Below are 13304 nucleotides of genomic sequence, written 5' to 3'. Positions count from 1 at the left end.
CCCGCTCGTCGAGACACGGACCCACGAAGTGGAAGTCCGAACCGAACGTCTCCCCCGCGTACTGGAACTCCCGCGGCAGGAAGACCAGCGCGGGCCCCGACTCGCTCGTACCGAAGAACTCGGAGGCGGGGATCGGCGATCCGATCCGCTCGAACATCGCGCCGACCTCCTCGAAGGCGGCGGCCAGGGCCGCGTTGTGCTCCTCGAACGCCGCGTACTTGCCGTCGGCCCCGAGCGACCAGTGCTCGTTGGCCGCGAACGTCGGGATGCACCGGACGGCCGGAGCCCCCCAGCACGCCGCGAGGAGCCGGCCGGACCAGCCCGACAGGCCGTCGTAGACCACGAGGTCCGGGCGGTCGCCCGCGAGCGCGTCGACCAGCTGCGGCAGCACCGTCTCGGTCTCCAGCGCGAGGGCGCGCAGCACCTGGGCGAAGTCGTCGGCGGTGAACCGGTCGGGGTCGCTCAGATTGGTCATGGTGGCCCGGAACTCCCCCATGGCCGTGCGGTACGGCACCAGCCGGGCGCCGACCCGGCTCACTTCGCCGCCGTGCTCGGCGGTGACGGCGTAACTGACCCGGTGCCCCCGGGCCACCAGCTCGGCCACCAGGCCCACCGTCGGATTGACGTGCCCGGCGCCCGGGATGGTGAAGAACGCTATGTGCGCCACAAGCCCTCCAGCTCTCCAGCTCTTCTGCTGCATCAGCTTTTTTTACCGCATCACCGCTGCCGAATTACTGCGGAACAGGCACGGCGACAGTAGCAAGTGCACGCGGTGGCCAGAATTGGCAGCAGGATTCCTGGCCGGCCGGCCAGCCAGGTGGAGCGGCCGTCTCGAACCCAGGTGGGAGACCGGCCCGGCGGCTCCCCCTGGCATCTGATGGCGAAAGCCAGTCGACCGGCCGAAGATCGCCCACGCTTTCCTTGCCAACATGTGCAACGGTCGGCCGAATGGGCTGGCCGAAGAAATCGACGACCCGATCGGCAACCCGGTCGGCAACCCTGCGGAGGTACCCATGCCCGTCGCCGAACTCCTCGTCGACGACCTGCTCGAACTCGACGACCTGACCGTCGAGGACCTGCTGAAGGTCGAGGCCGACGACACCGAGATCAAGGCCGCGCTGTGCTCCTGCTGCTGCTCGTGGTGCGCCTGCTGATCCAGTTCCGGTAGCGGATCCTCGGGGGGCGGCCCGCACCGGACCGCCCCCCGAGGGCCCCAGCGAGATGTGAGAATCCATGGAAAATGCCGGACAGTGGGGCCTGCCAGCCGCCGATGAATTCCCCGTCGGAATTCGCCGTCTGCTGCTCGTGGCGAGCGGATCATCCAATGCTTCTTTTCTCCCGCTATGGGTGAACTGGTTCCAGTTCTCATATCCGGAGACCGAGCTCCGGATTGTCCTGACGCGGTCCGCCCAGCGATTCGTGACGCGGGACGCGCTGTCGGTCCTGACCAATCGCCTGGTATTCGAGGATGTCTGGTCCGAGGAGCCGCAGACCCGCAAGCTCCACGTGGAACTGGCCCAGTGGCCGGACGCGGTCGCGGTCTATCCGGCCGGAATGCATTTCATCGCCCGGCTCGCCCAGGGACTGGCCGACACACCTGCGACGATGGCCCTCCAGTGCACCACCGCCCCGATCGCGCTGGCGGCGGCCCTGCCGCCCGGCGGGTGGGACAGCCCGGCCATGGCGGACCACCGCGAGCGCCTCGCGAAGCGCCGCAACGTCGTCGTGCTGCCGCCGGTGCCCGGCCTCAGCATGACCACCGGACGCAGGGACGGCGGACAACCCGCGCACTTCCCCACCGCGATCCGCCGGCTGGAGGAACTGCGGGCACGGCTCGCCGCGGAGGACGACCCGAAGGACGGCAGTGGTGCTGTCGACTCCTGAGCCCGGGCGAAACCACAGCGCCGCGCACATCGCGGTGTTCACCGCCCCCGCCCACAGCCACGTCAACGCGCTCCTCGGCATCATCGAGGAGCTGACGGCGCGCGGGCACCGGGTCAGCTGGGCGACGACCCCGGAGTTCGCGTCGGCGGTGGAGGCCGCGGGCGCGACTGCCGTGATCCACGACCCGGGACTGCCGCAGGACCCCGCCGCGTGGCCGACCGACGTGCACCGGCTGCCACTCCTGTACCTGGCGGCAGCCCGCACGGCGCTCCCGCACCTGCTCGCCGGCTTCGCCGCGGACCGCCCCGACCTGGTCCTGACCGAGGACCCGGCGGGCGCGGGCCGGCTCCTGGCGGCGACCTGGGGCATCCCCGCGGTGCAGGTCTGGTCGTACGCCGCCTCGCCGGACCACTGGTCGCTGCGCCCGCCCGCGGCCCCGGGGGCGAATCCGGCGGCGGGCGAGTTCCTCGCGCAGCTCACCGGCCTGCTCGCGGCGCAGGGCGTCGGGGACACCGCGGAGCAGCACCTGACCGGCGCGCTCGACGGCGGGATCGTGCTCCTGCCGCGCGCCTTCCAGCCCGGTGGCGACGGCTTCGGTCCGCAGTTCCACTTCGTCGGCCCCGCGCTCGGGAAGCGTCCGGCACAAGGCACTTGGGCCCCGCCGCCGTCGGGCCGTCCGGTCCTGCTGGTCTCGCTCGGGTCGATCGACAACGCCCACCCCGAGTTCTACCGCCTGTGCTTCGACGCCTTCGCCGACCTGCCGTGGCACGTGGTTCTGCCGATCGGCTCCCGGGTCGATCCGGCGACGCTCGGCCGGGTCCCGGCCAACTTCGAAGTGCGGGAGCAAGTTCCGCAGTTGGTCGTCCTCGCGCACGCGTCGGCCTTCGTCCACCACGGCGGCATGGGGAGCACCATGGAGGGACTGCACCACGGCGTGCCCACGCTGGCGCTCCCCAGACTCCCCGAACAGGCCGTCAACGCCCGACAACTGGTTGCGCTCGGACTGGGCAGAGCACTGCCGCCGCGGACCCTCACGGCCGAACGCCTGCGGGCGGCCGTACTCGACGTGGCGGAGAACCGAGCGATCAGCGAGCGGGTCCGGGCCATGCAAAAGGCGATCCTCGATGCGGGCGGCGCCTGCGCCGCAGCCGACGTGATCGAGGACCGGCTGCGCCGCCCCCGCCGGACCCGGCCGGTGTGAACGCGTCGTAACCGGCACCTGGAGCCCCATGGCCGACGGGGCTTCAGGTGCCCGGAGCTCCGACTTTCCCCTGAACGTCATACGGTCTTCTCGGCATGTCCGACCGTCACCCTCTCGAGTGCGCCGCCATCGAACCGGCGCTGATCGGCGTGGCCACGCACTGCGTGTCCGACAACTCCTGTCACTGAACCCGCCCGTCCCGAGGCGTTGCGGTGATCGCCGCCTCGGGGCGTCGCACCGACTCCTCCTCCACAGCCGAGATCTGACATTGAGCACTTGAGGCGCAGGAAGCAGCATGGCGTCACGCCACCCGACTCACGGAGTACTCAAGCGCCGTACGCACATGAGTCGAGTCCATACCTCCGGGGCAGACCTGAGCCGAATCCGGGACATCTACCCGCGGACCAGCGCATGGCGGGGGATCGCCTTGAGGTGCGCCGGCTCCTGGTCTCCCGCATGGACGAAGTGCAGTGCGTGACGCGCCCGGGTGGCCAGCACGTAGTAGGTCATGCGCAGCTCCGCCGAGGTGGGGTCCATGGCTCCGTCCGTCTCCGTGTCCGGCACCACGACGGTGTCGAACTCCAGCCCCTTCGCACTGGCCCGGTGGACGATGGCGATGCCGGGGCGAGTGAGGTCGAGTGTGCGATACCGGCCGCCGGTCGCCTGCGCCGTGTACATCTGCGGCCTCAGCCGGGGCGCCTTGCGTTCCAGGCGGGTCAGCAGGTCGAGCTGCGTCCGGGTCGAGTGCACCACCACACCGATGGTGTGACGCGGCTGCCGCTCGGCGAGCCCGATCAGCAGGTCCGCCACCGCTCCCTGGTGCGGCAGCGCGTGCAGCCGGGGCAGCGGTCCGTCACGGCCGGGCAATGCGGGCGGCTGCCGGCCGGTGTGAAACCAGGCGGCCAGCTCGGCCGTCTGCCGGGTGTTGCGGTGATTGCTGTCGAGATCGTGGAGTGAGCACCTACCCAGCCCCTGGACGATCTCCTCCAGGGTGGAGCGGGATTCGGTCAGCCGCTGGCATTCGTCGGCGAACACCGTGGTGGGCGCGCCGATCATCCGGCACAGGCGGTAGAACTCCGGCGGTAGGTCCTGCCCTTCGTCGACGACCAGGGCAATGGGACCGTCCGCTTCAATGAGGACCGCACGCTCGTAGAAGGCGGTCCAGTCGAACCATCCGTCGTCGGTCCGAGGGGCGTCCGGCCCGTACCAGCGGGCGAGCCAGCCGTGCACCGTCTCGACTCCGACGTCCGCACTGTCCAGACAGAGGTCCGACACCAGCGGCCACAACGACTGCCGCAGGAGGTTCGATCGGGTCAGCAGGACGGTACGGGTGCCGGTCAAGGCGAGCATCACGGCCCACTGCGCAGCCAGGAGGCTCTTGCCGCTCCCGGGCGTCCCGTTGACCAGGTGGTTCCCGTCGAACGACAGCCCGTCGAGCAGGGCACGCTGGGCCGGCGTCGCATCGAGGTAGGTCAGGGCCATGGCTCACTCCTTGGCGGCCGCTGCGCGGGCGGCGGCCACGATCGGCTCGAAGAATCCGGGGACGCCGCCCCCGCCCACGACGAGGGCGCGGTCCAGCAGGGTGTTTCCGGTCTCGCAGCTGGTTTCGGGAAGCAGCGCACAGGCGTGGCAGGCCGCCCGGTTCAGGTTGCCGAAGCCCTGACCGGTGTGTTCCGAGCACAGCGGGTCGGCCGAGCACCAGGCGGCCGCTTCCGCCGTCCTCAGCAGCGTCTCCGCGAGCCGGGGCGGCTCCCCCTGTTGAACGAGACCCCCCAGAGTGCCTTCGGCGTCACCGGCCGCCGTGTACACGAGGATCCCGCACTGGCCGTGTTCGGGCCGGGCGTACACCCGTTCGCGCAGGCTGGCCGTGGCGTATCCGGACTCGAAGGAGAGCTGGCGCACCACCAGGTGAGCGAGGGTGTGCAGGAGCACGAAACGGGGCGGCAGTTCGGGGCCGGTCAACGCCTGGAGCCGGTCTTTCTGGAAGGACCGGTCGAAGTCGGCCTGGAGCCTGGTCACCCTGGACCGGACGGCGGGCAGGTCTTCCCAGGCGGCGAGCGCGTCCGGGTCGAGTGTGATCAGGACGCCCTCGCCGAAGACCTCGACCGCGGGCAGCCAGCGCAGCTTGCGCGAGGTGTCGGCGGGGACGAGCGCGGCGTCCGGGGAGACCCGGCTGAATCCGGACAGGGCGCGTACTTCGCGCAGCCGGTCGGCGAGGACGATCCGTCCCATCCGGCGGTGCAGGCCGGCCCACGGCTCCGCGCTCTCCCCGTCGAGTCCGAGAGGGGTGCCGCGTACCGAGAAGTCGCTGGTCAGGGGCGGCTCGGCGGCGGTCAGTGCCGCCCATTCCTCGCGGCGCAGGTCGGATCCCGCGGCGAGCGCGGCGTCCGCGGTGCCGGTCCGGGCCGGCGTGCCGGTGCCCGTCTCCTCGGCGAGGAGGGCGTCCAGCAGGCCGTCGTCCGCGCCCGTGTCCTCCTTGATCATGTCCCGGAGCACCTCTGCCCGAGGGGTCCCAGCGGTCTTGCAGAGCAGCACCCAGTACTCGCTCTCGCGGACGCGCTCGGCGAGGGCCTCCTCACCCGGAGCCGGTACGTCGGTCTCGGGGAGGGAGAGCGCCGAGTGGACCAGCGGGTAGTACAAGTTGCCGGCCGTGCGCTGTACGACCTGTACGGGCTTGGCGCAGTCCACGGCTTCGCCCAGCCGCTGCCAGGGGTTCCTCCCGGAGCAACGCATGCCGTGCGTGCCGAGGATGTCCAGCAGGTCCCGGGAGGCCTTGCAGCCCGGTGCCGCGCATGAGACGGACAGGGCTTCCAGGCCCGTCGCACGGTCCGAGACCCGGAACCGCAGACGTTCACGCGAGCCGCAGGACTGCCGGGCGGCGGCGTCGAGCCGGGCATGCGCCCAGAACCACCAGTCGACGTCGCCGAGGTGCCCGGCAGCGCAGATCTGAACAAAACGCATCGGGGCGAGCCGGCGCACCGGCGGGCAGGACGGGCAGCTCGGCGGGGTACCGGGCTTCTCGTCGGCGATGCGCCACCGCACCATGCGGCGGCAGGATCCGCAGAACAGCCAGGCCGGAAAGCGGATGTACGGCGCGCCGGGGGCGTCGGCCCGGTCGAAGCGGTCGTTCAGCGTGGCGGGCGCCGCGAAGAAGCCGCTCACCCCGAGCCGCGCGGCCAGTCGCGGCGATGCCACGGGCTGGCGCATCCGCGGCCAGTCCCCGATACCCGTCGCGACGAACGATTCGCCCTGGATGTCGAAGACCGCGCCGACTCCGAACGGCAGCACCGTCTGGGCCTGTCGTACCCGAAGCTTGCGCGTCACTGGTCGGCTCCCTTCACCGTCACCTGGCATTCGCGGTCCACGCTGCGCATGGAGTGGAGGGTGTCCCACAGCCCTCCGTGCTGTTCGAAGTTCTTCAGCAGGTTGTGCTGACCCTTGCCCTGGCTGCGGTAGTAGAACTCCTTACCTTCCTGCTCGGCGTTGCGTGCCGCTTCCTCCCAGGCGGCGAGGAGCTCGGCCAGCTCGGTGCGGACGGCGTGCGCGGCATGCCGGTCGCTCGCCCCCGCCTTCCGTGCCAGCGTCTCGGCCAGGGCCCGAGCCTCGTCGAGCCTGGCGGGCAGTTCCCCTGCCTGGTTCTCCCCGCTGAGCCCGAGCCGGTGGCGTACGAGGATGACGAGCGCGGCATGCAGAGCCCGTCGGCGTGAGGGGAGGGACCAAGGCGTGACGCTGGTCGGTTCGACGTGCCGGTACAGGGCCCGGTGGTAGGGGCCGAAGGTCTCGTAGTGAGAACGGTCCCTGGGACGGGTGGCGTTGAAGAAGGTGACGACGAGACCGGGCACGTTGTGCCGGCCGACCCGGCTGGTGGCCTGGATGTATTCGGCGGTGGTCTTGGGCTGGCCCTGCATCAGCATCAGGGCGAGCCGTTTGACGTCCACGCCGACCGACAGCATGTTGGTGCAGGGCAGGAAGGACACGGCGTCCTGCTGATCCCAGGACTTCTCCAGCCGGTCGAGCAGCACGGGCTGTTCGGTCCGGGCGAGGTTGCTCGTCAGCTCCTGCACCTGGTGGTCGGCCAGCGGGCGTACGCCGGCACCGGCGTCCAGGCCCGCGAGCTGGGCGGGGATGTCGTCCGCCGCGGCGGTGACGGTACGGCCGAGTTCCCGCAGGCTGTGGTGGTAGGCGACCAGGGTCCAGTAGGCGTCCCGGTGTTCCTCGGGGAGTTCCCAGGCGCCCTGGAGCATCGCGGCCGCGGCGGCGACGGCGGCACGGCCCGCGGTGTGTCCCTGGGCCATCACCCCGAGATAGCGACGGCCGGCGCGCGAGGTGTCGGGTTCGGCGAAGTAGGAGTAGCGGGCGTCGAGACCGGCCGGCGGGAACAGCTGCACCTCCGACCCGTACAGGGCACGAACCTGTTCGCCGGAGCGGCGGATCGTGGCGGTGGAGGCGACCACCTTCGGTCCGATTCCGTCCGCCGTGGTGCAAAGGCCGAGGATGGCCGCCTCGTAGAGGCCCACGGTGGTGCCGAGCGGCCCGGTCAGTAGGTGCAGCTCGTCCTGGATGACCAGAGAGGGCGGCCGACAGCCGGCTTCCGCACCGAACAGCCGCCCGGCCCGTGGCTCCCAGGCGAGCCGGGCGAACTTGTCGACGGTCCCGAGGACGAACGTCGGCGGGTGGTCGTAGAGCTGCTGGTCGACGACGGCGACGGGCAGCTCGTCGTGGAAGACACAGGTGTCGCGGGGGCAGAAGAACGCGAACGAGTCGGCCGCGGCCCGGATGCCGTAGTCCGCATGGTCGCCGGAGCGGTACTCCGGCACGATCCGGGTGCCGCACCAGGGACAGCGGTCGAGGATGAACACGTCCTCGGGTCGGGCCGCGGAACGGATGTCCTGCGCGGCCTTCACCGCGGCGTCGTAGGAGTTGGGCGAGGTGGCCTCACCGACCCACAGGCCGATCGAGAACGGCTCTGCGCCGAACCGGCCGGGGTCGGCCCGGCGCAGTGTCTCCAGCGCGCACACGGTGGTCGCGGCACGCTGGAACTGCTGGGTGGTCAGCAGGCTGAGGGTGTACCGGCTGAGGACCGCCGTGCCACCGGCCTTCGGATCCTGCCGGCGCAGCACCATGACGAAGGCGGCGAGCAGCAGGTACGCCTCCGTCTTGCCGCCGCCGGTCGGGAACCAGATGAGGTCGGTCATGCTCCGGTCGGGATGGCGCGGGTCGGCGACACCGTCCAGGGCCAGCAGGAAGAAGGCAAGCTGGAACGGACGCCAGGTGGCCTCGGGGTCGGGTGTGGGGTCCGTCTGTACGGGGTCTCGGCGGGACCGGCGCGCCCCCGCCTGGTCGCGGGCGGAGTGCCTCATCTGCAGGGCCATGGCGAGGTTGGCGGTGCGGAAGGCGTCCAGCAGCTCTGGGCACCCGGGATCGCAGAGGGTGCGTACCCCGGACTCCATACGGGCGACGGCGGTGCCGATCCGCTTGAGTACTCGCTCGGCTGCGCCGCGGCCCCAGTCAGGCACCTCGGTGCGCAGCTGTTCCTCGTACCAGTCGCGGTAGTCGGTGGTGAACTCCGTGAGTTCACGGCGGAGCTGTGACACGGGCAGCGCCGGGTCGGCCAGGTGCAACACGTTGAGGACGGGGGCGCTGGTGAGCCCGGCCGGGCGGGTCGCGGGCACCTCGGCTTCCGGCAGCACCGCTGCGCGCAGCCCGGTGACGGTCTCGCCGTCGTGTTCCTCCTCGACGGCGCACCCGTGACCGACGGCGTAGGTGCGGACGTGCCGGTACTGGAGCCTCAGCTCCTGTTCCTCGGGGTCCCGGCTGGCCAGCCGGACGCTGGGGTACTGGAGTACCCGGCCCTCGCAGGGCCGTACGCCGAGGCTGACTTGGAACAGCATCCGCTCCCACTGGGCCGCGCGGCCCAGGGCCGGTTCGGTGCGGGCGGCGTTCACCAGGGCGACGGTGACCAGGTGCCCGGCGCCGAGGGGCCGCCGGCGCAGCCGCAGCTCGGCCCGCCCGTCGAGGACGGGAACGGCCTCCTGGTCCGGGCCGACGCAGTGCGTCTCGTCTTGGAGCGGGATCCGCTGCCAGCGGCGTCCGTGCTCACCGTCCGCCGGCAGCGTCCGGTAGCGGGCACCGCCGCAGCTGATCTCCAGAGTGGGGCTGTCGGTGTAGAAGCTCAGGCCGAGGGAGGAGGGCAGCCAGGCGTTGGACTCCGGTACGGGGTCGTCCGCCGGGTCGGTGTCGACGGCCGCGCCCTCGGTCCCGATGCCGTCCCCGTCCTCGGCCGCCAGCGTGAGCTGCCGTTGCAGGTCCGCGTCCTGGGGGTAGAGGGTGCCCATCAGGTACTGGCGGTCGGGCGGCCCGTCCAGGATCTCGTCCTCGCCCAGGACCGGGCCGACGAGCTGGCGGTTGAGGTAGTCGACGAGTTCTTGTCTGGGGTCCATGGGGTCCTCGGGAGATGGCTTGGACGGTGGTGACGGACGGTGCGCGGGCGATCAGCTACGGCGCCACATGTCGCGCAGGGTCCGGCGCTCGGGTGCGTCGGTGAGGGCTGTGAGCTGGGCTTCCAGTTCCGCGATCCGCCGGTGGGCGTCACGCGTGGCGGCTTCGGTCTCCGCGATGCGGTGCGCCGCCCATCGCTCGACGGCCTCGGTCGCGGCCGCCACGCCGTCCTCGGCCTGCCGCAGTGCCGTCTCCCGCTGGGCGACCGCGAAGCGCGCCCCCCGGAGCTGCTCCTCCAGGGAGTTGAGCTGAGCGCGGAACTGCCGGCCGGCTTCTTCCACCCGCGCGTCGGCCTGCGCCGCACACTCCTCCGCACGCGCCGCACGGGCTCCGGCCTGCGCCGCCTCCTCTTCCGCGCGGACCGTACGGGCGCAGGCCTGCGCCGCGCGCTCCTCCGCGTCGGCCGTCCGCGCTTCCGCCTGCTGCAGTCTCACCATGAGCGCGGCCGTCTGCGCCTGGTGCTCCTCGCGCTCGCGCCGCAGCCGGACGTCCGCTTCTTCCCCCAGCCGGGCCGCGCGGGCGTCGTACTCCCGGTGCAGCGATCGCGCCTGCCGTTGCAGGGCCCGGTCGACCCGCCCGAGGAACGCGGCCTCCAGCTCGTCGAGCCGGCGCTCGGCCTCGGCGTCCAGGGCTGCATTCCACTCGGCGGCCGAGTACCCGGCCCGCCGGTCCTGCGCCGTAGCCGTCTCCGCGGGAGCGGAGGGGGCTGCCGCGCTGGCGGCGGCTGTGGTCGCGTGCTCCGGTTCCGCCGCGGTGCCGGTCGCTGCCGGCGTCTCCGCCGCCCCGGTCCCGTCCGATGCTTCCGCACCGGCCGCAGCCGGAGCCGTCACGGCCGGCCCGGCCACGGCGGGACCGGCCCCGGCGTCGGACGCCGCCGGGGCCGCGGGGGTCTGCGTGAACTCGCGAAGGGCAGAGCGGACGGCGAGGGGGGACTCACGGCTGACCAGGGGGCGTTGGGCCAGGTAGGACCTCGGCGAGGCCCCGTTCAGCGCCTGGAAGGACCGGTCGAGGAGGTCCGCCGGGCGCCGGCCCGCAGCCTTGAGCGAGTCGAACACCTTCTGGAGCACCTCAAGGGCGGTGACCACGGGACGGTCCAGGGTGCCCCGCCGTTTCAGCACCGCCACCACGTCGTCAGCCGCGGCCCGTCCCAGTACCTGGGCCAGCTCCTCGTACCCGAGGGCCAGCAGCGCGTACTCGGAGAGCCAGGCCACGCTCCCGGAGAACTGCACCGGGATGGCCAACGCCCGCTCCCAGTCCGCAGCATGCGCCTCACCCGCCCCGCGCTCCCGCACGGGAGCACGCGCAGCCACAGCCCCAGGCACGGGCGCGGCACCAGACACGGGGGCGGGCACCGGCTCGGGCTCAGCCACGGGCTCGGGCTCGGGCTCGGGCTCGGGCTCGGGCTTGCACCCAGGCGTCGGAGCGGAACCGAGCGCAGTGGCCGGCACGGGGTCGGGCACGGGCGCAGCCGCAGGCGCGGCCTGCCGCACGCCGGTGCTCGGCCCGTCCTCCGTTCGCACGGCGTACGGCTGCACCACCGGGTCCGGCCCGGCACCGGGTTCGCCCCCGGCACCCTGCGCCCCCGGAACCGGCGGCACGATCGCCTGCCCGGCTCCCCGCCCCCCAGCCTGGGCGGCCAGGGCAGCACCGGCACCCGCGGCATCGGCAGCCTCGGCGGCACCCGCAGCCTCGGCGGCCTCGGCGAAACGGGCCACACGCACGGCCCGGGCGGCCCGGACAGCCCGGGCCGCCTCGGCGGCGCGCGCCGCACGGGCGGCACGCGCCGCCCGCTGCGCACGCGTAGCCCGCTTGCGCGGCTCCGGGTCGGGCACCTCGTCGTGCCCGGGCCCGAAGCCGGCCTCCTGCAGCATCTGCCGCAGCGCCTCGAAGGCCTTCACTTCCACCTGGCGGATGCGCTCACGCGTGACGCCGAACTCCTTGCCCAGGTCGTCCAGGGTCGACCGCTCCCCGTCGTCCAGCCCGGTCCGGCGCAGCAGGATCCTGGCCTCCCGCTCCCCGAACCGGTCCAGGAACGACAGCAGGTACACATGGTGCAGCTGCTCCATGACCAGCTGCTCGGCCGAGGGCAGCGGCCGGTCCAGCGCGACGAGGTCGCCCAGGTGGGCGCCGTCCCCGACGATCCGGTCCAGCGAGTCCGTACGGCGGCTCAGCAGCCGGATCTCTTCCACCCGCTGCACGGGCATGTCGCACGCCACAGCCACGTCGGCCGGGCGCGCGGACCGTCCCTGCGACTGGAGCGTCCGCTCGGCCAGGGCGACCTTGCGCATCTGCTCGTGCATGTGCACGGGGACGCGGATGACGGATCCCTCGTTTGCGACGGCCCGGGTGAGTGCCTGCCGGATCCACCAGGTGGCGTACGTGGAGAACTTGTAGCCCTGGGTCGGGTCGAACTTCACCGCCGCCTTCATCAGGCCCCGGGCCCCGTGCTGGAACAGGTCCTCGTAGTCGAGTCCCTGCTCCAGGTACTTGGGGACGATGCTGTGCACCAGACGCTGGTTGTGGACGACGAAGCGGTCCCGCGCCCTGACCCGGATGTCGGTGGCGGGCAGCGCGGCGATCTCCTCCTCCGTCACCTCGCGGTCGATCCGGTCGGCTCCGCCCCGCACCAGCGCTCCGAGTCCCACCTCTTCCTGGGCCGACAGGAAGCGGTTCTCCGGCCGCCGGATGAAACGGCTCTCGTCGAGGAGGGCACGAGCGGCCTCGACGGCCCGGCCCACGTCACCGACCGCGCGCGGCTCGCCGGCCGGCGGAAGAGGCTCCGCGCCCTCCGCCACCTCCGGCCCGTCAGCCGGCACCGGCACCTCCGGCGCCGGGACGATCAGCCCGGCCTGCACGGGCGCCTCATGCGTGGGGACGGCCGGAGCGGCCGGCCCCGGAGCGGCCGCCTCAGCCGCCACCCGCCCTACCGCAGCCTCACCCCTCGGCCCGGGTACGGCGGTTCCTGCGGCGGCACGCGCCGACGGCCCAGGACGCACCGCGTCGCGCAATGTCCGCGTCTCCGCCGGCGTCAGCCCGCAGAGGCGCGCGACACCGTCGACCATCTCGGCAGTCACACGCCCGTGGCCGTCCTGGTAACGGTGCAGGAGGCCCTGCGCGACATCCAGCCGGCCCGCAGCCACCGTCGGCGGCACCGGCACCGGCGGTGCAACCATCCGGCCGTCCCGCTGGTCCTGACTGGCGTGTTCCGCTTCCTTCCGGACCCTCACTCCCAGGCGGGCCAGCTCACCCCGGAGCCGGTCCTGCTCCCCCTGGACCAGCCCGAGCCTGCCCACACCCAGCTGGAACTGCCGTTCGGACACCACGCCCGACACGGCAGCACGCATCAGCTCGCCGTACACCTCGCGGAGAGCGGTCCGGAGTTCGGCAGCGCTCCGTTCACCCCGGCCTCCTGCGTTCACGGCACCCCTCCCTCGCCTGGACCCCGGGAGAGACTCTAGGTTCAGCTTGTTTACATTGTCAACGCATTCTCTCTAGAAGCCGCGGGTCTCCTTGTGTACATTCGGGAGGTCTACGGGCTTGCGCATCCGGGCGCATTCCGCCTCTGCGACCATGAACGGGGCACCTGGCCGCACATCCGGGCAGGGCCCACCAGGTCAGGGCGGGGCGAGCCCGGGGGCCAGGGCAGCGTGACGGAGACGTGACGCAGACGCGACGAGAGAGGGGTGGCAGTGGCCGAGCGGTTGATCGGGGGCCGGTTCCG

The 13304-nt window shown here is 72.4% G+C and carries 7 protein-coding genes and 1 pseudogene; 3 read left to right on the top strand and 5 right to left on the bottom strand.

Features of this window, described 5'->3' with window-relative positions:
• A pseudogene (locus ACIPXC_RS01350) lies at positions 1 to 700 on the bottom strand (glycosyltransferase); the annotation flags it as partial.
• 229 nt (positions 701 to 929) lie between these two features.
• Here ACIPXC_RS01350 and ACIPXC_RS01345 point away from each other — a divergent pair.
• The 3 genes from ACIPXC_RS01345 (at position 930) to ACIPXC_RS01335 (ending at position 3085) form a co-directional block, all read left to right on the top strand.
• On the top strand, positions 930 to 1154 hold the full coding sequence (locus ACIPXC_RS01345; protein WP_401612085.1) for a hypothetical protein: 225 nt from the start codon (positions 930 to 932) through the stop codon (positions 1152 to 1154).
• Positions 1155 to 1233: 79 nt separating this feature from the next.
• Complete coding sequence (locus tag ACIPXC_RS01340) at positions 1234 to 1884, top strand: flavoprotein (RefSeq protein ID WP_401612082.1); 651 nt, start codon at positions 1234 to 1236, stop codon at positions 1882 to 1884.
• Positions 1868 to 3085, top strand: coding sequence for a macrolide family glycosyltransferase (locus tag ACIPXC_RS01335; RefSeq protein WP_401612079.1), 1218 nt, complete (start codon positions 1868 to 1870; stop codon positions 3083 to 3085). The genes ACIPXC_RS01340 and ACIPXC_RS01335 overlap by 17 nt, the downstream gene beginning before the upstream one ends.
• 393 nt (positions 3086 to 3478) lie before the next feature.
• Here ACIPXC_RS01335 and ACIPXC_RS01330 read toward each other — a convergent pair whose 3' ends face one another.
• From ACIPXC_RS01330 to ACIPXC_RS01315, 4 genes are read right to left on the bottom strand one after another with little or no spacing between them, the layout of a single operon-like run.
• Entirely contained in the window at positions 3479 to 4567 is a 1089-nt protein-coding gene (locus ACIPXC_RS01330; protein WP_401612076.1) for a DNA helicase, read from the bottom strand.
• A 3-nt stretch (positions 4568 to 4570) separates the two neighbouring features.
• The gene (drmB, locus tag ACIPXC_RS01325) at positions 4571 to 6409 is read right to left on the bottom strand and encodes a DrmB family protein (RefSeq protein WP_401612073.1); all 1839 of its coding nucleotides are present in this window, start codon (positions 6407 to 6409) and stop codon (positions 4571 to 4573) included.
• Complete coding sequence (locus ACIPXC_RS01320) at positions 6406 to 9525, bottom strand: helicase-related protein (protein ID WP_401612071.1); 3120 nt, start codon at positions 9523 to 9525, stop codon at positions 6406 to 6408. Before ACIPXC_RS01320 ends, drmB begins: the two co-directional genes overlap by 4 nt.
• Before the next feature lie 51 nt (positions 9526 to 9576).
• A complete protein-coding gene (locus tag ACIPXC_RS01315) occupies positions 9577 to 13002 on the bottom strand; it encodes a sigma-70 family RNA polymerase sigma factor (RefSeq protein ID WP_401612068.1) in 3426 nt (1141 codons plus the stop codon).
• Positions 13003 to 13304: the final 302 nt, after the last annotated feature.

Origin of the sequence: Streptomyces sp. NPDC090021 (assembly GCF_044748225.1) — a bacterium.
GTDB lineage: Bacteria > Actinomycetota > Actinomycetes > Streptomycetales > Streptomycetaceae > Streptomyces.
Note: the sequence above shows the minus strand (reverse complement) of the source record. Positions and strands in the feature narration are given on the sequence as shown.

Coding starts and splice junctions, on each gene's coding strand:
- ACIPXC_RS01345 (WP_401612085.1), top strand. CDS start 930: ATGTGCAACGGTCGGCCGAATGGGCTGGCCGAAGAAATCGACGACCCG.
- ACIPXC_RS01340 (WP_401612082.1), top strand. CDS start 1,234: ATGGAAAATGCCGGACAGTGGGGCCTGCCAGCCGCCGATGAATTCCCC.
- ACIPXC_RS01330 (WP_401612076.1), bottom strand. CDS start 4,567: ATGGCCCTGACCTACCTCGATGCGACGCCGGCCCAGCGTGCCCTGCTC.
- ACIPXC_RS01320 (WP_401612071.1), bottom strand. CDS start 9,525: ATGGACCCCAGACAAGAACTCGTCGACTACCTCAACCGCCAGCTCGTC.